We start from the raw sequence: 20,402 nt of genomic DNA, 5'->3' as shown, positions 1-20,402 counted from the left end.
AATAAATTTAGGACAACTCCATTTATCATCTATTCTTTTGTCAAAACTAAGTTATTGATCAAGGATTATATCTAATTGTTCAATTGGCATTGGCTTGAAATAGAAGTATCCTTGTCCTACTGTGCATCCTAGCGCACGTAGAATCTCAACCTGTTCCTCTGTCTCTATACCCTCTGCCACTGAAATCATCCCTAAATTTAATGCTAACTGAATGATAGAGCGAACAATAGCAAGTGTTGCTGGGTCTTCAATAGCATTGATGAAGCTACGATCAATCTTTAGTTCAGCAAACGGTAGTTGTTGTAAATAGCTTAATGAAGAAAAGCCTGTTCCAAAATCATCTACGGATGTTTTAAAGCCATAGCTCTTCAGCTCTTGAATGATCTTATAGGCTGATTGGAAATCTACTAAACCAATATTTTCTGTCACCTCTAAGATAATATAGCTAGGGTCAATATTGTACTTCCGCACAAGTTTCAGTGTATCCTGAACAAAGTGCGTGTAGTAAAAATGGTCAGGTGAAATATTGACAGCTATTTTCACTAATTTCCTTCCCAGGCGTTGTCGTTCTGAAAGCCATGAGAGTACCGTCTCTAAAATAAGCACATCAATTTCTCGAACCTTACCAGCACTCTCAGCTACTGGAATAAAGACTGCTGGTGAAACAAAACCCAATTTTGGAGAAATCCATCTTGCAAGTGCTTCAATACTTTGAATTTCCCCATTGCGTAAATCTACTTTAGGCTGTAAGTGGACTGTTATTTCTTTATTTTTGATGGCTTCTGACAAATGATTTAAAACCGTCATCTTCTGTACAAGCACATCATTTTTCTCTGTTGTAAATATTTCAGTATGTGTGCCTGGCCTATCGATTGCAAAGGATAACGCATTATCTGCAAAACGAATCGCATCATTAATATTTATGTCATCATTATAGGAAGCAATGCCTGTTTTTAATGTAATATAGATTTGCTTTCCTCCTATAATAAAAGGCTGGCGAATCGTTTCTTTTATTCTCATCTCATAATCATTCAAATCTTCATGAAGTGACATTGTAGTCATAATCAAACTAGAGCTAGTGAATCTAGCAACATACTCATTACTTTCTGACTTGTCTTGCTCAAGACGTTTGGCAAGTTGTCTTAAAAGTTCATCACCAATTTCACGGCCATATAATTCAACTACTTGATGAAATTCACTAGGTTTTAATATTTTAATAAAGCCGCTTTGCCCCTGCTGGACTTCCCTTTCAATCGTATTAACAAAGCTGTGACGATTAGGCAGACCTGTTGTAATGTCTGTATAGGCTAAATCCCAAATTTTTTTCTGCGTCCTTGCATATGAATAAGCCAATGCAACAAGAGAACCCATTTTTCGAAACATATTTTTAAGCATTTGGTCACTTTGTGTTTTTTGGCTAAATATCGAGAAAACACCTATTACTTGCCGCTGTTGATTACGTATAGGGATAAACCATCCATGCGGCTTTTTAGCTAGCGAAGCATATTGCTTATGTTCTTTAGGAATATTCACTTCATCTAAATTTTCTATGAAAGTAGACGTTTCTGATTGCATTACCTTATTAAAGAAATCATTGTTTGTACAACATTTTGGTACGCTCTCTGTTTGATTATCTCCTATGAAAACTTGTAATTGGTTTACTTCTGTTTTTATAAGCACCATACTTGCAATATTTGGCATGAAAAATTCATCGAGGCCTTGACAAATAAGCTTCATCTTTTGCTCAAAAGTAAACTCCTTCTCAATTGCCCTGTACATATCATTTTCTAAACGCATTAAGAAGTCTTCCGTATGATAATATGTAACATCCTTCACTAATATTAAAACAAATTGCGTTACATTTGCCTCATTGCAAAAAGGTAATGCTTGTATTTCTGCCCAAAAGGGAGGTTTATCGATGCCATTATGATATAGCTTCGCCTGCACCATTATGCCGTTATGTATTTTTTCTTTAATCATTTCAATGGTTGTCATTTTTTCGTCCATTGATAGCCATGAAAAATAATCAGTATTTAGAATTTGTGAACGTGCAGCATTAGTAAGCATACAAAAAGAATCATTACACTCTACTATGTAATGATGCTTCGTCGCATCAAAAATAACGTAGCTTTCTTTCGAATTATTACCTAATTTGCGAATGCTGTTTAATAATACATCATAATCTGTGTTTAACGATTTAGTGACCATCCAACCCCTCCTTTTCTATCACTTCATCTCATTTCCATTGTACATAAAATTTAATTAAATTTTCACTTTTATTAAAAAAAACTTCTTTTCTAGGACACTATCTGTCCTCTGCCTACTATAATATATCCCTTTATACCGTTTTTATGTAAATTTATTCAAAAATAAGGGGATTATTCTACTTTATTAGAAAAAAGATGTTTTTTACAGTTTAATCCTCCATTTCCAAAATAAAAAGCTGTATTTAAAGTAAATTTTGTACTTTAAATACAGCTTTTATTCTATTGATTATACATATAGTGGATGCTTATCAGTTAATGCCTTCACACGATCTTTTGCATCTGCTTTAACTGCCTCATCTTCAGGGCTTTTAAGAACAGCCGCTATAATTGCTCCTACTTCTTTCATATCTTCCTCTTTAAAGCCACGAGAAGTGACCGCTGGAGTACCAATACGAATTCCAGAAGTGACAAATGGAGATTCAGTATCGTAAGGGATTGTATTTTTATTTGTTGTAATACCTACTTCATCTAGTGCGTGCTCTGCTACTTTACCTGTTAAACCAAGAGATTTAACATTAAGCAGTAATAAATGGTTATCTGTACCACCAGAAACAATTTCAACACCCTCAGCAATTAATACTTCTGCTAATGCCTTTGCATTGGCTTTAATTTGTTTTGCATAGTCTTTAAATTCTGGTTGTAAAGCTTCTCCAAATGCTACAGCTTTTGCAGCAATAACATGCATTAATGGGCCACCTTGAATGCCTGGGAATACAGATTTATTTAGTTTTTGCTCCCATTCTTTTGAAGCAAGAATTAATCCACCACGTGGTCCACGTAATGTTTTATGTGTAGTTGATGTAACAAAATCAGCATATGGCACTGGTGATTGATGTTCGCCAGCAGCTACAAGTCCAGCAATGTGTGCCATATCCACCATGAAATAGGCTCCAACTTCGTCTGCAATTTCACGGAATTTAGAGAAGTCAATTTCACGTGGATAAGCAGATGCACCAGCAACAATCAGTTTCGGTTTATGCTCTAAAGCCTTTTGTCGTACATCTTCATAATCAATCACTTGTGTATCTTGTGTTACACCATACTCTACAAAATTATATAGAATACCAGAGAAGTTTACTGGAGAACCATGTGTTAAGTGACCACCATGCGAAAGGTTCATACCCAGAACTGTGTCACCTGGTTCTAGAATCGTATGGTAAACAGCCATGTTTGCTTGTGCACCTGAGTGTGGTTGCACATTTGCATATTCTGCTCCGAAGAGTTCTTTTACACGATCACGTGCAATGTCTTCTACTACGTCTACATGCTCACAGCCACCATAATAGCGTTTACCAGGATAACCTTCAGCGTATTTATTTGTCAGTACTGATCCTTGCGCTTCCATCACTGCTTCGGATACAAAGTTTTCTGATGCAATCAATTCAATATTTGCTTGCTGACGTGTTTTTTCTGCAAGAATTCCATCTAGTACTGCTTTGTCTTGTACTGCTAATTTTTCATATGCCATGTTTGAAAAAGCCTCCTAAAGTATCGTTATTCATCTCTACCACTAAATAGGGTGGTAATTATTTATATACTGCACGTTCTCCGCCAATTAGCTTAGGACGTGTTGTTGCAATCGTCACAACAGCTTCTCCTACCATTTTTACCGATGTTCGAACAGGCACAGCTACTGCTTTCAAATGCATACCGATTAATGTTTGTCCAATATCAATACCTGCATGTGCCTGTATTGTTTCAACAATCACTGGGTTATCAAATTGCGTATAGGCATATGCTGACATTGAGCCGCCTGCCGTACGTACTGGGACAACCGCTACTGGATCATAGCCAAATTTTTCAGCTGTAGATGCTTCCATAGTAATGGCGCGATTTATATGCTCACAACCTTGGAATGCTAAAAGCAATTGATGCTTTGCTGCAAATTCTTGTAACGGCTCAAAAATGGCTTCTGCTATCTCCAATGCTCCCGCTGTGCCAATTTTCTGACCAATCACTTCAGATGTAGAGCACCCTACTACAAAAATTGTATGGGGTCGTAATGTTACTTGCTCTTCAAATTCACTGAGTAACTGAGTCAAATGTGTTCGTATTTGTTTTACAACCATTAAGCTCAGCTCCTTCATCTATATCCATTAAAATTATGCCATATATGACATCCTATACGAATGCCATATATGGAATAACAAAACTATTATTGCTCTAGTTCAGTAATTTTTTCAATACGGCGTACATGGCGGCCACCTTCAAAATCGGTTTCTAGCCATGCTTGTACGATTTCACGTGCAAGGCCAGGGCCAATTACACGTTCGCCCATTGCTAAAATATTTGAATCATTATGGCAACGCGTTGCCTTGGCACTAAATACATCATGTACTAATGCACAACGTATGCCCTTGACCTTATTAGCGGCAATGGACATACCAATTCCTGTGCCACAAATTAAAATGCCTTTATCAAATTCTCCGTTAGCAACACCCTCAGATACAGGTTTTGCATAGTCTGGATAGTCTACTGAATCCGCAGATTGTGGACCAAAATCTTCGTAGCTAATTTGAAGTTCATCTAATAGCTGCATAATCTCACGACGTAAGTTATTGCCTCCGTGATCAGAAGAAATTGCTATTCTCACTGGGTTCCCTCTTTTCGAATTATAGTCAACCTTAGTGTACCACTTCTTTCTGAAGAATAACACGATTTTTCTTATGTTTTTACGTTGATTTTTCCCGAAAGACGAACATTAATTGTATGTTAACATAAAATTATTCACTTTTAAACTTATTTTTTGTGGATAATGTGAATATCATGTTAATAAGTTCGGATAATGGTCTTTTGTTGTAATATTCCATCTACTGAAGTTTTTTTAGCTTTTTACTTACAGTGGACATAAATTGTCCTTTAATAAAAAAGGTTATACATAAATCCGATTTTTCATGGGATTTATGTATAACCTTCAGGACTATGCTTGTCTATCAAATTGTTGGATCATTTTATGCAATGCTTCCGATTGCTTTTTCAAACTTTGAGCCAGATGCTCGACTTGTTCAATTGCATAGGCTTGCTCTTCAGCAGCACTACGAACTTCCTGTGCACCTGCTGACGTTTGTTCCGCAATGGCAGCAACTTCCTGTGATTGTCGAGCTGTCGTTTCAATATTATGCATTTGCTGTTCAATTAAAGAAGAAATCTCAACAATTGATGTTGCCATTTCATGTACATTCGAAGCCATATTTTCTACTGCTGTCGTTGTTTCAGACACTCGATCAGCTTCCTTTGTTGCAAAGGCAACTTGTTCGTTCATTTGTTTCACAACTACCTCTACGTTTTGCTGCATGGTTTGAATTAAAGCTGTAATTCCTTGCACTGCTTTTGCACTTTCATCAGCCAAACCACGAACTTCTTCAGCTACTACTGCAAAGCCTTTTCCATGTTCTCCTGCACGAGCAGCTTCTATAGAGGCGTTTAGTGCCAACAGATTGGTTTGTGCTGCAATGTCACCAACTAAGCTAATTATTCGTTCTACCTGTCCAGCATTCTCTTCTAGCGCATGAATGCTTTTTAATGCCTCATTATTGCCTGTCGCAATTTGTTGAATACTATTCACTAATGTTTCAATGGCTTTTGTTGTTGTCGATAAATTATGTAGAATCTCTTTAGTTTGTGATGCTGATGCTTCTGCCCTACTATTTACCTCTGTTGCAAGCGTTCTTACATCTTCAATCGCTTCAGCAGTATCTTGTACAGCAGTTGCAGATGCTTCTGCTCCTGTAGAAATATGCTTTACGGTAGATGCAATGCCTTCTGCCTTTCTTGTTGCCACTCCTGCTTCATCTGAAAGCTGGATAATCGATTGATTCGTTTGTTGGAAGTTATGATCAATACTTTCCACCATTTGACGTAAGTTTAACACCATTTGTTGGAATGCCTCTGCAACAGATCGAATCTCATCATTTGTATTAGGCATTTGTACATCCTGTCCTATTTTTCCTTCTGCCACAAGTGTTGCTGAGTGTTCAAGCTGCTGTAACGGCTTGATGAGGATTACACTTAAAAAGGCAGCTAATATCCCTGACCAAGTTATGCCTAACGCATACGTAATCACTTCAAAAACTTTTCGATTTGTGTCAGGGAAGAAGGTAGGTTGTAAAAACTCAATGAATATAAAACTGACACTGTAGGTGATTAGTGCAAGAACACTAACAAATAACACCAACTTTAGGCGTAAACCAAATTGTTTTTTCATAGGACCCCTCAATTCTTTTCTAGTTTTTGTATTAATTGATCAACCAGTTCTTTTAATTCTGCAAATGTTGCTTCATAAATTGCTCTATTACCACCATAAGGATCCACTACATTTTCTAAACTGCCCTCATTTGTATACTCTTTCAATGTAAATACTTTATGCTCAGCTTCTGGATAATTGGAAATGACGGTATCTTTGTGAGCAGTCGTCATCGTTAAAACTAAGTCTGCCCATGCCATTTCAGCTTGTGATAATTGCGTCGCAAAATGTTGATGGGACATTTGGGCTTCATTTAACACTTGTTGTGCATGTGCTGACATTTGTGCATTAGGCATCGCATAAATACCCGCTGAGCGCACTTCTACATTGTTTATTTGTTTATGTTTTAAAATAGCTTCTGCCATCGGACTGCGACAAGTATTGCCTGTACAAACAAATAATATTTTCACACTTATCACTCTCCAATTTTATCTATTGTTGAATAGCTAGAATACTCATGATTATAAATATAATGCCAGCAATGATTTGAATTTTATTGCCAAAAAAGACTTGGCTCCTACGTGCTATAACTAATGACCCATAAGCACAAATTAATGCACTTAAGCCTGCACTCATAATAAAAATCGTTTTTTCTAAGTTAAGCATACCAAAAGAAACACTAACTGAAAAGGTGTCTAGGCTTGCAGTCACTGCTAAAAGTACAGGTGAAATCGTTACTTTTTCATCTCTGTGAGAAAATAATAATAAATGCATCCCGATACAAAATAATAAAATACTTGAAATCCATTGTCCCCATTCTAATAGAAATCGAACTAAATAGCTTCCTAATTCAAACCCTAATAAAGGAAAAAGCATATGTAATGCAGCCGTCCATAATGATAAAAATAATCGATATCTAACATTTGGCAGCAAAACATATAGACCAATCACATCAACAGACGTTAATATACCTGCAAGAATTCCCTGCAAGAACGCACTCCTTCGCTCCCTAATATTTTATCATTTTATGCTCGAAAATACATTATTATCATAACTGTTTACTATTGTTTTTCATTTTTAACATATAATAATTGGACAAAAAAAGACAAAAAACATGTGGTTTTTCAATGTCTTTTGCCTATAATTGTTCTATTATTATTTACAATGAATACCATTTACCTCCAGAGGCTTTTTCAAGTCTATTCATAATAGCTGCACCTACTCCTTCTATTGAAGTAGTTGTTGCTAATATTACGGTAGCGGTAGTTTTATCACATGCTCTAAGTGCATTATATAAGGCCGCACCCATTTCTTCTTTACTTCCTGCTTCACCAATAGAGAAGTAAAAATCCACTTTAATTTCTTCAAAGTTCTCAGGTGCAAGTAGTGCTACACTATGTCCTTGTCTCTTTAAATGTAGAACAGCTTCGTTGACTTTCTCAACATCACAGTCTATTAAATACACGGGAGCATTTGGTGCATAATGCGTATATTTCATTCCCGGTGCCTTAGGCGTTGCGTCTAGCTTCTGTTCTATTTTAGTTGGTTGAATCACTGGACCAATCTTAGCCTCAAGCATTTCCTTCGTAATGCCACCTGGACGTAAAATTACTGGAGGTTCATGTGTCACATCTAGTACAGTAGACTCAAGCCCTATGCCTGTAGAACCTCCATCTAAAATATAAGGTATGTACCCTTCTAAATCATCTAAAACATGAACGGCTTCTGTAGGACTTGGCTTTCCACTACGATTAGCGCTCGGTGCAGCAAGCGGTTTTTGGAGCTGTTGTAGTAAGGCGAGCGCTACTGGATGATCAGGCATTCGAATGCCAACTGTTGATAACCCAGCTGTGACACTTTTAGCTAATACATCCGGCTTCGCTGGCATCACCAGTGTTAATGGTCCTGGCCAAAATAAATCCATGCATTGTTTAGCTATGTTAGAAATATGTTCGATATAGATCGCTACTTCCTCTTTTGTACCAACATGGACAATTAAAGGATTATCTGAAGGTCGACCTTTTGCTTCAAATATCTTTTTAACTGCCAGATCATTTGTGGCAATCGCTCCTAAGCCATAAACCGTCTCTGTTGGAAATGCGACTACCTCTCCTGCATTTAAGATATCCACAGCTTGTGTATAATTAATCTGACTATTCACATTACTGTCCACAACCTTACAAACAGTTTTCATGATTAATACCTACCTTCAATTATTCGTTTTTACTGAATTATCCACATATTGTTTATAACTTAATAAAAAATGTGTATAAGTTGTCTGAATTTGTGCACAATTCATTCAAAAAGTCCTTTAATCCATTCCCATATAAAGAATGTAACTTGTTCTTTTTCTTCTACTTCTACTTCTTCTTTTACCTCTTCATTATCAGGCTCACATATCGATGGGAAGATACTGCACCACCAGTTATCTCCACGGGCATCACCAATCTTTACAACAATTGATTGATAGACATTTTGTGGATAAAGTACAGCACCTTGTCTTTTTGGTGGGAATAAATTATCCCCAACAACAACCTGTGCATCCAATTGTGGATAATTTTCGCTCAGTTCAGCTTCAACTTGTTGTTTTAACGAAAGAATTTGCTCATTCCCAGCAAATCCAGCCGTACCCAGTTGTAGAAAGTATGGCTTTAAATCTTGGACAAGCTGCTGTTTCTCTAGCTGATCTTGTGCAGTATTACTGTTTGCAATAACACGTATACGAAAATCTTTTTCTTGCACATCACCGGAAGATTCCTTCGCCAAACCTACTAATGTTGGAATATATAAAACACATAACTGTAAAACAATCGCAATTAATACTAGTCTAGCAAAAGCTAGAAAGATATTTTGTTTAGGTAATCTAATAATCTTGTATTCGTTCAACATAAAAATCCCTCCTTGCTCAACATTGTTGGCAAGAATAAGAAACTTTATACATGTAGCTCACAAAAAATCATTCGAGGTTTACCGTTAATATCTTTTTCTACTGAAACTGTCGCCTGTGGAAAACTATCTTGAAAGAATTTGGCTACTTTCTCCCCCTGTGTATAACCAATTTCTAATCCAATCAACGCTGGCCTATTCATATAAGCTGGTAATTGTTCGGCTAATTTTCTATATAAAATAAGACCATCTTCCTCGGCAAAGAGGGCACTATGCGGCTCATGCTCTAGCACAACGCTTGACATTGCTTGTGCCTCATCAAATGCGATATACGGTGGGTTCGATAAAACAATATCAAATTTTTCTCCTGCAAGTGGAGCAGCTAAATCTCCCAATCTAAAATCAATATCTGCCTCTAATTGCTTTGCATTTTTTTGAGCAGTTGCTAGTGCAGCTTCTGATAAATCGGTAGCTATGACCGTTAATGCTGGGCATTCCAGCTTCATTGAAATAGCAATGGCTCCACTACCTGTACCGATATCAGCCAGCTTCAATGTTTGCTTTGTAAATAATTTAGGTAGTCGATTAATTGTTCCAAGCACCAATTCCTCTGTTTCAGGTCGTGGTATTAAGACAGATTCATCGACTAAGAATGAACGGCCATAAAACTCCTCATACCCAACACAGTATTGGACAGGGCGTCCATTGACATGTTCTTCTATGAGCTCATTAAATCTCATTTGCTGCGCTGCTGTTAATTCATCTTGCAAATGCAGCATAACTTCTCCATAACTAGTACCAAGCACATGTTGCATAACAATCCGCGCTGCTGTTTGTTCACAACCATTATCCACTAAAAAGAAGAAGCCCACTCAAGGGCCTCCATCACATTTTTATAAGTCATCATTTAAACGCTCTAACTTCGATGCTTGTTCTTCTAAAATAAGAGCATCGATAATCTCGTCTAGTCTGCCTTCAACGATTTGATCTAGCTTTTGAATCGTTAAGCCGATACGGTGGTCGGTTACGCGGTTTTGTGGATAATTGTATGTGCGAATTCGCTCAGAGCGGTCACCAGATCCAACAGCTGATTTACGTGTAGCATCAATCTCTTTTTGCGCTTCCTGCATATACATATCTGCAACACGAGCACGAAGAATTTTCATTGCTTTTTCACGGTTTTTAATTTGTGAACGTTCATCCTGCATCGAAACCACAACACCTGTCGGTAAATGGGTCATACGAACAGCAGACATTGTTGTATTTACAGATTGACCACCCGCACCAGAAGATGCGAATGTATCTACACGGATATCTTTTTCATGGATTTCAACATCTACTTCCTCAACCTCAGGTAAGCAAGCAACTGTTGCTGTTGATGTATGAATTCGGCCTTGTGATTCTGTAGCAGGGACACGTTGTACACGGTGTGCGCCATTTTCAAATTTGAATTTTGAATAGGCTCCTTGTCCATTAATCATAAAGATTACCTCTTTATAGCCGCCCATTGGGTTTGGTGTAGCTTCCATAATATCAATTTTCCAGCCTTGCGTTTCTGCATAGCGAGAATACATACGGAACAAGTCACCTGCAAAAATATTAGCCTCGTCACCACCAGCTGCCCCACGGATTTCCATAATAACGTTTTTATTATCATTCGGATCTTTTGGAATTAATAAAATACGTAATCGCTCTTCTAGCTCTTCCTGCTGTACTTTTAATAGGTTAAATTCTTCCTTTACCATTTCGTGCATATCAGGATCTTTTTCGCTATCTAACATTTCTCGTGTATCTACTAGCTGTTCTTTAACACTTTTATATTCACGATAAGTATCTACTGTCTCTTGGATATCTGATTGTTCCTTAGAATATTCGCGTAATTTCTTACTATCATTAACAATATCCGGATCGCTCAAAAGCTCAGTAAGCCTTTCATAACGATCTTCCACTGCTTGTAATCGATCAAACATGGATTTCACCTCTATTTAGTTTTTTAAATTGCTCCTTTTTTACAGAGAAGCCGCTTTCATCAAAATTACGCTAAGGCGTAATCGTTTTTTCATTTCTTATTTCCACTACTTAGTATAAGGAAATTTTCACATGTATGCTACTTTTTCTTAGCGCTTTAACAAGCTACTTAGCTTTAAAGCGGTGGATTTGCATGACATTTTCGGCAAACAGGATAATACGAATCATTGCCACCGATTTGAATTTGATCTCCTGTGTAAACTGGCTTTCCACTTTCATCTACTCGCAAATTCATTGTTGCTTTTTTATGACAGAACCAGCAAATTGTTTTCATTTCCTCAATTTTATCTGCATATGTAAGCATGTACTGGCTTCCTTCAAATAGCTCATTTTGAAAATCATTTTTTAAACCAAAGCCCATTACGGGAATGTCCAATTTATCCACAATGTTAGCTAGCTGTAAAACATGTGCTTTTTTTAGAAATTGAACTTCATCCACAAGCACACAATAAGGTTTGACAGCATTAGTTTTCACTATTTCAAAAATATTTGTATCTTCATAAACAGGAATGGCTTGTTGTCGTAAACCTACTCGACTGGAAACGAAGCCCACCTCATCACGCGTATCTAGACCTGAAGTAAACATCATTACAGGTTTTTGTTGTTCTTCATAATTATGGGCAACTTTTAGAATTTCTATTGACTTTCCACTATTCATTGCACCATGTTTAAAATATAGCTGTGCCATTTTGTCTTCTCCCTTTCTTTGTGTCAATCTGGATTTTGAAAAGACTTGCATCAACGTGTATTATTTACTGAAAAAAATACCTGCCAAGCGCATGCTTGGCAGGTATTAAACTAACATTAGTTTTTAAGACCGTATTTTTTGTTGAAACGATCCACGCGACCATCAGCAGACGCGAATTTTTGACGGCCAGTGTAGAATGGGTGACATTCGTTGCAGAACTCGACAACGATGTTTTCTTTTACTGAACCAGTTTTGAAAGTGTTCCCACAAGAGCAAGTTACTGTTGCTTCTTTGTAGTCTGGATGAATTCCTTGTTTCATATTCGTTTTCTCCTCTCGCCCTGAACCATCTGGAACAGAGTATTATCGAACTGTACCTTACATAGCCCGAATATGTCGACTACAAAAGTTGTGTCGAAGTGGAACGTCAGCTACATATGTACACGTTGCATACTTTTGAAGTATAGCATAGACATTTTATCATTTTCAAGTAAAAAATATTAAAAGCAAACCATCCCTAATACCTAACCGCGAACTTCACGATAATCATTGTCTACTAACCCAATTTTCTCATTTCGTTCTTTAAAGCGAATATTATGTGAAGATACATAGGCTACTTTCGGTGCATCTGGCTCCAAGTATAGTTTTGCACTATTTAATGCTAGTATTCCATCAGTAAATGCACCAGCTATTAATCTAACTTTACTAGGATGATCAATAAAATCACCAGCTCCATAGATACCCGCTACGTTCGTTTCCCGATTCTCATTAACAATTGCTACGCCATCCTGAATATTTAATCCCCATTCTTCAAGCGCACCGTAATCGCATTTTAAACCATGATTTACAATGACAGCATCTACCTTTACTCGTTCCAATTCATCGGTATCTTTATTAACAATAGATACATATTGAATTAAATCACCGTCCCCATGCAATTGAACCACTTCATAGGGCGTTTTTACATGAACTAAGGATTCTTTCATACGTAAGACATTTTTTTCATGTCCACCAAAATCATCTCGCCGATGAACAATCGTGACGCTTGCGGCAATTGACTCTAGCTCATTAGCCCAATCAACCGCAGAATTACCACCACCTGAAATTAACACATGCTTGTCTCGGAAGATTTCTAATTCCTGAACTGTATAATGTAAATTCGTTACTTCGTAGCGATCCGCTCCTTCAATTTCAAGCTTTTGCATAGAAAGGACGCCATAGCCTACTGCTAAAATAACCGTTTTGGAATAATGCTTTTCTCCTGTAGAGGATGTTAAAATAAATGTTCCATCCTGTTGCTTATCTAACTTTTCCACTTTTTGATTTAAGACAATCGTTGGATCAAAGGTTTCAGCTTGCTCCACAAGTTGTTTAATAAGCTGACCACCTAAAATAGGTGTTACTCCACCTACATCCCAAATCATTTTTTCAGGATATATTAACATACGACCACCTAGTTGTGAGCTATACTCGATAATTTTCGTTTTTAAATCTCGCATTCCACTATAAAAGGCAGTATAAAGCCCTGCTGGACCACCGCCAACAATCGTTACATCATATAGTTCCTCTGACATTTCCTCTTCTCCATCCCCTTCTAATCTATTCAAACGTAAATTATTTGACAAGAATTAATCTAATAACCGTCTATTCTTTCCCCTCATGGTAATACTATTCACACACAAAGGAAAAAGTGCCATTTACTCTTTTAATCGTGCTAGTAAATACAAGAAATAAGGTGCTCCTAAAACTGCTACCACAATCCCTGCTGGAATTTCTGAAGGTTCTAAAATGGAACGACCGATTGTATCAGCCATTAACACTAAGAAACCTCCTAATAATGCTGCGGTTGGCAATAAAAACTGGTGTTTAGCCCCAACAAGCTGTCGAGCTAAGTGTGGCGCAACAAGGCCAACGAAACCAATTCCACCACTTACTGAAACACTAGCTCCAGCCAAACCAACAGCAGCAGCCAACAACCAGCGTCGCTCTTTTTCTATCGAGGCACCTAGTCCTACTGCTGTTAATTCGCCTAAATTCAATATGTTTAATACACGTGATTTTGAATAGACGAATGGCAATAAGATAACTAACCATGGTAATAACGACAGAACAAATCTCCAATTTGAGCCCCAAATACTACCTGCTAGCCATGTTGCTACAAATTGATAATTCTCTGGCGATAGACGTAGTGTTAGCACAATCATAGCCGAGCTAATCCCTGCTGCCACAGCTACCCCAGTTAAGATTAAACGCATTGGTGTAATCCCCTCATGGCGTCGATAAGAAAGTGAATAAATCAGTACAGCTGTCAAACCTGCTCCTACAAAAGCCAGTATAGGCAGTAAATAAACAGGTGCTGCTTTCGTAGTTGGAAAAAATGACACATAGAGCATAACCGCTAGTCCTGCTCCCGCATTAATCCCTAAGATTCCTGGGTCTGCTAAGGCATTTTTAGAAATGCCCTGTAAAATAGCGCCTGATATAGCTAACCCCATACCTACTAATACAGCAATCACAATTCTTGGAAGTCTGAATTCATATAAGATAAGCTGCTGTTGTGCATCACCTTGACCAAAAAGAGTCCGAAGAACCTCCATTGGTGTCAGTTTAATGACACCTGTATTCATACTTATGACAAAGGTAATAACGATTAACACAATGAGCGTAGCAAGGATGGAAAAATGTTTCCTTTTCGCCTTTAGCTGACTTGGTGTTAAATAGCTGTTACTCATAGTTCTTTCCCTCCTTTTCGAGCTAAATAAAGGAAGAATGGTACTCCAATAAAGGCTATGAGCGCACCAATGGGTGTTTCATAAGGTGGATTAATAACACGTGCTACTAAATCAGCTAACACAACAAGCAATGCTCCATATACCAAGGAACAAGCGATGATCCAGCGATAATCATGACCAACTATGTATCTGGTTAAATGAGGGATAATTAACCCTACAAAACCAACTGCACCGACAACAGAAACTGCTGCACCCGCTAAAACTAAAACAATGATCATTCCCCATACTTTTACCACAGCAGTACGTTGCCCTAGCCCGACTGCAATTTCTTCACCTAAGCTCAGTACGGTGATGGAGCGTGATAGGATAAGAGCTCCTATCATCGCAACAAGTATCCATGGAGATAAGATTTGTAGATGGCTCCATTTTGTGCCTGAAACCCCACCCGCATACCAAAATGCGAGGTCTTGTCCGATACGAAAATAAAGAGCAATTCCTTCTCCGAGCGCCCCAAGTAACGCACTAACAGCAGCTCCTGCTAAAACTAGTCGCATAGGTGTTAAGCCACCTTTAGAAAGCGAGCCAATACCATAAACGATGGCCACACCAAGACCTGCACCTACAAAGGACCATAAAATTAAATACATATAAGGCAACCCAGGGAAGAAGGCAAAACATACGGCTAACATAAAGGCAGCTCCTGAGTTCAAGCCTAATAACCCTGAGTCTGCTAAAGGGTTACGTGTCATCCCCTGCATAATCGCACCCGCTACCGCAAAGCTTGCACCGACTAATGCTGCTCCAAGTACCCGTGGTAAGCGAATATCATGGATAATTTGATGTGTTGTTAATTCTGGTGAAAAATGGGTAACTGCTGTCCAAACAGTACCCAATGAAATATCTGCTGCACCAAAAGAAATTGATAAGCCAATGGCAACTATTAATCCAATTACTCCTACGATTAAAGCCACTACTCCACGGATCGGATGAGATCGCTTCTGTAGATCTTCTAAATCGTGGAGCTCTCCTACTCCTGTCGACGTAGTCATTTTATTTCCTCCTCATAACTTCCAACTAGCTTTTATTTTTCATATCGTACAACTGATAAGATAGGCAGATTGGATTTTCACTATAGGGACATACAGCCATTTCTGCATCGATATTAAATACCCTTTGTAAATTTTCTTTTGTCATCACTTCTTTTGGACTGCCATTCACCATTAAATTGCCGTCTCTCATGGCCATCATAAAATGAGAGAACCGTGATGCATGGTTTAAATCATGTAAAACCATGATAATTGTTCGTCCTTCTTCCTTATTTAATTTTTGTAGCAACAATAAAATATCGAGCTGATGTGCTAAATCTAAATAAGTTGTTGGTTCATCCAGTACTAAAATATCCGTGCCTTGCGCCAATGCCATAGCAATCCATACTCTCTGACGCTGACCACCTGATAATGCTTCGATTGGTCGATCACTAAATTCTCTTAGCCCCGTAACATCAATAGCCCAATGGATATATTCATAGTCTTCCTTTTGCAATGTACCAAACCCTACTTGATGAGGAAAACGACCATAGGATACCAGTTCAAAAACCGTTAATCCTCCTGGTGCTGTTGCTGTTTGAGGTAAAATAGCCATTCTTTTGGCCACTTCCTTTGTTTTTAATTGATGTATAGCTTTGCCATCTAAATAGACAGCTCCATTTTGTGTGCGTAATACACGTGCTACAGCCTTTAATAAAGTAGACTTGCCACAACCATTTGGACCAATAATCGTGGAGATCTCCCCTTTCGGAATCTCCACACTTAAATCATTGACGATGAGCGCTGAAGAGTAACCAATCGCAACATGATCTATTTCAAGTACTGACATCTTTAACTTCCTTTCACTTTTGAGAATGCTATTACTTTTAAATTTGTAAACCAAATTGGGCTGTATACAAGCCATAGTAAGCATTTTGGCGTTCCATTAATTGCTCATGTGTGCCTTCTTCAATAATGCCCTTTTTCGATACCACAACAATTCTGTCTGCATCCTTAATCGTTGCTAAACGGTGGGCAATCACTAATGTAGTACGACCGATAGAAAGCTCGTTTAAGGCTTGCTGGATAGCTTGTTCTGTTTCTGTATCCAATGCAGATGTTGCTTCATCTAGTATTAAGATTTTTGGATTTTTCAAGAAAATACGCGCAATTGATAATCTTTGTTTTTGTCCACCTGATAATTTGACACCCCGTTCACCTATGAGAGTATCCATGCCTTCTGGTAAAGCATTAATTACATCTGTCAGTTGTGCTCGTTGTGCGGCATACCAAATATCTTCTTCACTGGCATTTAAATCACCATAGGCTATGTTTTCACGAATGGTACCATCGAATAAAAAGACATCTTGCTGGACAATCCCGATATGCGAACGTAAAGATTGTAGTTTAAAATCTCGTATATCAACACCATCAATCTTAATGGAACCCTCATTCACCTCATAAAAACGTGGCAATAGGCTACAGATGGTAGATTTCCCTGCACCTGAAGGGCCTACTAAGGCAACCGTTTCACCAGGACGTACCTTTAAATTAATTTGATGTAAGGCATGATTATTGGCAGCGTAGCCAAACGATACATTAGAAAAAGTAATTTCACCATCAATTTCATCGATTGTTTTCGCTTCTGGACGGTCCGCAATTTCGGGCTCCGTTTCGAGGAATTCAATATAGCGCCTAAATCCTGCCATGCCCTTCGGATAGCTTTCTATAAACATATTGATTTTGTTAATTGGGCCTAAGAGAATACCTGAAAGTAAAATAAATGCGATAAAATCGCCATTTGTTAAATGCCCATTTAATACAAAATAAGCCCCAACAAATAAAGTAAAGAGTGATAATACCTTCGTGAGTATGCCTGAAATAGCTTCATTCCAAGCCATTACTTTATAGGAAAACAGCTTTGTCATACGGAATCTTTCATTATTTACTTTAAAGCGTTTAATCTCATGATCTTCATTTGTAAAAGCTTGTACAACACGAATACCACTTACATTGTTTTCAACACGTGCATTAAAATCTGCAATATCTCCAAACATTTGACGGAATGCCTTGGACATTAATTTCCCGAAAATAATGGTTAAGATTAAGATAATCGGAACAAGTAAGAAAATAAGAATCGTAAAGGTTGGATCAATATAGTACATGACACCAAATGTTCCAATAATCGTCATCGCTGCAATAAAGATATCCTCTGGACCATGGTGAGCAAGTTCACCAATATCCATCAAATCATTTGTTAAACGAGAAACAAGATGCCCTGTTTTGTTGTTATCAAAATATCTAAAGGATAGCTTTTGTACATGGCTGAAGGATTCTTTTCTCATATCCGTCTCAATATTAATGCCCAGCATATGTCCCCAATATGAAACGATAAAATGAAGAATGGAGTTAAAAATATATAATCCAAACAGCAATAAACTCGCCATAATAATCCATTTCAATTCCCCATCTGGTAGAATATCATCAATTACTTTATTTAAAACAATCGGAAACGCAAGCTCTATTAGTGCCACTAATATGGCACAGCTAAAATCTAAAATAAATAAGCCTTTATAGGGCTTATAATATGAAAAAAATCGCCGTAATAACATGGTGTAGCCTCCTATCGTGATCTCGTTTTACGTATCTATAAATGAGCTATCTACAATAGCTCTCCTGTTATCTCAGTTATTGTTGATGAGCCTTTGTAAATTCAACTATTTTGTCAGCTAGTTCTTCAGCTTGGTGTAAGCCAGAAAGCGGATCAGAAGCAAAATAATATTCAGATGGAAGCTCTAATACTTGATTACTTTTAACGACATCTAAGTTTGTCCATGTTGCTGGCAACTGGCCATCTTTGTTAAAGAAATTAATCATGAAGTTATAGTCACCTACATAGTTACCTACTACCTCATAGGAAATCTCATAGCGTCCATTATTTCCTTCCTTTGTGTCAAACAGCTCCTGCACCTTTTCTTGAGGCTGCATCCCTAAAATTTGATAGAGTGCTCTACCGCCCGATACACTAGATTTCCCTATAATCGTTGCATTTTTTTCAAACATTTCATAAATAGTAAATGTAGATCCTTTTGGAATCACATCCATGATTTTTTCTTTAGCTTTTGCGATCCGATCTTCAAATTCTTTTGTAAAGGCCTCAGCCTCTGCTTGTCTTCCTAAGTAATTCCCCATTGCCTTAATCTCTTCAGTCGCTGATTGATGGGCATCTTCAGCGAAAACAATTGTTGGGGCAATTTTTTCATACTTTGCTACATCTTCAATATTCCAAGTAATAATCAAGTCTGGCTTTAACTCTAAAACTTTTTCTAATGACACCTTACCATCTGTACCAATATTCGTAATTTCACCATCCTTATAGTGTTGCTTTAAGAAAGCAGCATAATCAAGGTTAGCCGTTACGCCTCCAACTGGTACAACATCTAACGCTAAAATTTGCCCCAGATACCAATCAGTTACGACTCTCTCTGCCTGCATTGGAATCTCTACTTCGCGTCCACTATCATCTGTTATGGTTCTAGTCTCTGCCTTCTCGGGCGAAGTTGGTTCATCAACCTTAGATTGGCTTGTCTCTTCATTACAAGCTGTCAGTAAAACGAACAGGCTTAATAAAAAAGGTAGCTTTATATGGTGAATCATCTTCTTCATCATGATTTCATTTTCTCCATTCTCAAATCGTTTTGCTTGCGCGAGCTGATTATTATTGTATTGAAAATGATTCTCATTTGTAATGGCAATTTCGGACATATTAGATGCATATTTCAGCCTAAAGCTACTTGGAGCCAGTTTTGTTGCTTTTTTAAAAGCACGGCTAAAATAATATTCATCTTCAAATCCAAGAGATATGGCAATTTCTTTTATGCCATATTGATTGGTTAATAAATACTGCTTAGCCTGCTCTATTCTTAATTGTTGTAAATATATTTGTGGACCTATTTCATAGCGAGCTTTAAAGATGCGTAATAAATGTCGTGTACTAATCTGAAGCATATCTGCTAATGTCTGGATAGATAATGGTTGATGAATATGTTGCTTTATAAATAATCGTGCAGCTTCTGCCTTATCAATTTCATGTGGTTTCCCTTGTCCTTCTGCTAATTCTCGAAAGACATGATAGATAAGCTCATAGAAGGATGCCCTTACAGATAAATGCTCCTGTATAGAGCCAGATTGCCATTTGCTATACATATCCTGAAGGATGCTGTGAATGACTATCGGATTTGCGGGTACACAAGAGAAATGTGTTTGGAATGGTTGATAGTGCATGTGCAAATGCTGCATAAAGGCATCTTTGTACATGACATCTCCTTTATAGCTAATGAGAAAATAGCTAATACTCTGCTGTGCCCTAATGTGAAGAGATTGAGATTTACCTAGATGAAAAATACTGAAGCGCTGCACATGATAAGATTGATCATCAATGACAATCTGTGCACCGCCTGCTGTGACAATAAGAAACGAGCTATATGTTAAAACCTTTGACACATGAATGTCTGATTTATTTATGTAATCGATTTGCTTCAACTGGATAAATGCATTTTGCCAAAGAAGCATATAGGCATCATAATTCATCTTC

Annotated in this window: 18 protein-coding genes and 1 pseudogene; all 19 read right to left on the bottom strand. The window is 37.6% G+C overall.

Translation table 11 applies throughout. The features are described from left to right. Positions 1-51: 51 nt before the first annotated feature. The 19 genes and pseudogenes from LBYS11_RS02845 to LBYS11_RS02755 all read right to left on the bottom strand — a co-directional run bounded on the left by LBYS11_RS02845 (position 52) and on the right by LBYS11_RS02755 (position 20,398). Positions 52-2,208 carry an EAL domain-containing protein gene (locus LBYS11_RS02845; protein WP_103117428.1) on the bottom strand — a complete coding sequence of 719 codons (2,157 nt, stop codon included), beginning with the start codon at positions 2,206-2,208 and terminating at the stop codon, positions 52-54. Positions 2,209-2,493: 285 nt separating this feature from the next. After that, positions 2,494-3,735 carry a serine hydroxymethyltransferase gene (gene glyA / locus LBYS11_RS02840; protein WP_048395620.1) on the bottom strand — a complete coding sequence of 414 codons (1,242 nt, stop codon included), beginning with the start codon at positions 3,733-3,735 and terminating at the stop codon, positions 2,494-2,496. Positions 3,736-3,793: 58 nt separating this feature from the next. Beyond that, on the bottom strand, positions 3,794-4,336 hold the full coding sequence (locus tag LBYS11_RS02835; protein WP_016992753.1) for a TIGR01440 family protein: 543 nt from the start codon (positions 4,334-4,336) through the stop codon (positions 3,794-3,796). Positions 4,337-4,422: 86 nt separating this feature from the next. After that, the gene (gene rpiB / locus LBYS11_RS02830; RefSeq protein WP_004269466.1) at positions 4,423-4,860 is read right to left on the bottom strand and encodes a ribose 5-phosphate isomerase B; all 438 of its coding nucleotides are present in this window, start codon (positions 4,858-4,860) and stop codon (positions 4,423-4,425) included. A 327-nt stretch (positions 4,861-5,187) separates the two neighbouring features. Beyond that, the gene (locus tag LBYS11_RS02825) at positions 5,188-6,471 is read right to left on the bottom strand and encodes a methyl-accepting chemotaxis protein (protein WP_004269465.1); all 1,284 of its coding nucleotides are present in this window, start codon (positions 6,469-6,471) and stop codon (positions 5,188-5,190) included. A gap of 8 nt (positions 6,472-6,479) precedes the next feature. Then, a complete protein-coding gene (locus LBYS11_RS02820) occupies positions 6,480-6,920 on the bottom strand; it encodes a low molecular weight protein arginine phosphatase (protein ID WP_054548714.1) in 441 nt (146 codons plus the stop codon). Between the two features lie 22 nt (positions 6,921-6,942). Further along, on the bottom strand, positions 6,943-7,440 hold the full coding sequence (locus LBYS11_RS02815) for a manganese efflux pump (protein ID WP_048395616.1): 498 nt from the start codon (positions 7,438-7,440) through the stop codon (positions 6,943-6,945). Positions 7,441-7,609: 169 nt separating this feature from the next. Further along, complete coding sequence (locus LBYS11_RS02810; RefSeq protein WP_103117427.1) at positions 7,610-8,644, bottom strand: L-threonylcarbamoyladenylate synthase; 1,035 nt, start codon at positions 8,642-8,644, stop codon at positions 7,610-7,612. A 101-nt stretch (positions 8,645-8,745) separates the two neighbouring features. After that, positions 8,746-9,339, bottom strand: a complete 594-nt coding sequence (locus LBYS11_RS02805) for a stage II sporulation protein R (RefSeq protein ID WP_103117426.1) — start codon at positions 9,337-9,339, stop codon at positions 8,746-8,748. 44 nt (positions 9,340-9,383) lie between these two features. After that, a pseudogene (gene prmC / locus LBYS11_RS02800) lies at positions 9,384-10,243 on the bottom strand (peptide chain release factor N(5)-glutamine methyltransferase). Next, positions 10,230-11,306: a peptide chain release factor 1 gene (gene prfA / locus LBYS11_RS02795; RefSeq protein ID WP_066036939.1), complete on the bottom strand. Its 1,077-nt coding sequence runs from the start codon at positions 11,304-11,306 to the stop codon at positions 10,230-10,232. The pseudogene prmC and the gene prfA overlap by 14 nt, the downstream one beginning before the upstream one ends. A gap of 173 nt (positions 11,307-11,479) precedes the next feature. Continuing rightward, positions 11,480-12,052 carry a thymidine kinase gene (locus LBYS11_RS02790; protein WP_048395608.1) on the bottom strand — a complete coding sequence of 191 codons (573 nt, stop codon included), beginning with the start codon at positions 12,050-12,052 and terminating at the stop codon, positions 11,480-11,482. Between the two features lie 116 nt (positions 12,053-12,168). After that, positions 12,169-12,372, bottom strand: coding sequence for a 50S ribosomal protein L31 (gene rpmE, locus LBYS11_RS02785; RefSeq protein WP_004269457.1), 204 nt, complete (start codon positions 12,370-12,372; stop codon positions 12,169-12,171). A 203-nt stretch (positions 12,373-12,575) separates the two neighbouring features. Further along, positions 12,576-13,625, bottom strand: a complete 1,050-nt coding sequence (locus tag LBYS11_RS02780) for an NAD(P)/FAD-dependent oxidoreductase (protein WP_054548733.1) — start codon at positions 13,623-13,625, stop codon at positions 12,576-12,578. Positions 13,626-13,748: 123 nt separating this feature from the next. Beyond that, on the bottom strand, positions 13,749-14,783 hold the full coding sequence (locus LBYS11_RS02775) for a FecCD family ABC transporter permease (protein ID WP_009371943.1): 1,035 nt from the start codon (positions 14,781-14,783) through the stop codon (positions 13,749-13,751). Further along, positions 14,780-15,832, bottom strand: coding sequence for a FecCD family ABC transporter permease (locus tag LBYS11_RS02770; protein ID WP_009371944.1), 1,053 nt, complete (start codon positions 15,830-15,832; stop codon positions 14,780-14,782). Before LBYS11_RS02770 ends, LBYS11_RS02775 begins: the two co-directional genes overlap by 4 nt. 25 nt (positions 15,833-15,857) lie before the next feature. Continuing rightward, positions 15,858-16,658, bottom strand: a complete 801-nt coding sequence (locus LBYS11_RS02765; RefSeq protein WP_103117425.1) for an ABC transporter ATP-binding protein — start codon at positions 16,656-16,658, stop codon at positions 15,858-15,860. Positions 16,659-16,695: 37 nt separating this feature from the next. After that, positions 16,696-18,420, bottom strand: coding sequence for an ABC transporter ATP-binding protein (locus LBYS11_RS02760; protein ID WP_103117424.1), 1,725 nt, complete (start codon positions 18,418-18,420; stop codon positions 16,696-16,698). A gap of 76 nt (positions 18,421-18,496) precedes the next feature. Continuing rightward, the gene (locus LBYS11_RS02755; protein WP_103117423.1) at positions 18,497-20,398 is read right to left on the bottom strand and encodes an AraC family transcriptional regulator; all 1,902 of its coding nucleotides are present in this window, start codon (positions 20,396-20,398) and stop codon (positions 18,497-18,499) included. Between the last annotated feature and the right edge of the window lie 4 nt (positions 20,399-20,402).

It is taken from the genome of Lysinibacillus sp. YS11, from assembly GCF_002896375.1.
Classification (GTDB): Bacteria; Bacillota; Bacilli; order Bacillales_A; family Planococcaceae; genus Lysinibacillus; species Lysinibacillus capsici.
The sequence above is the reverse complement of the archived record's forward strand: the minus strand, read 5'-3'. Positions and strand labels throughout refer to the sequence as shown.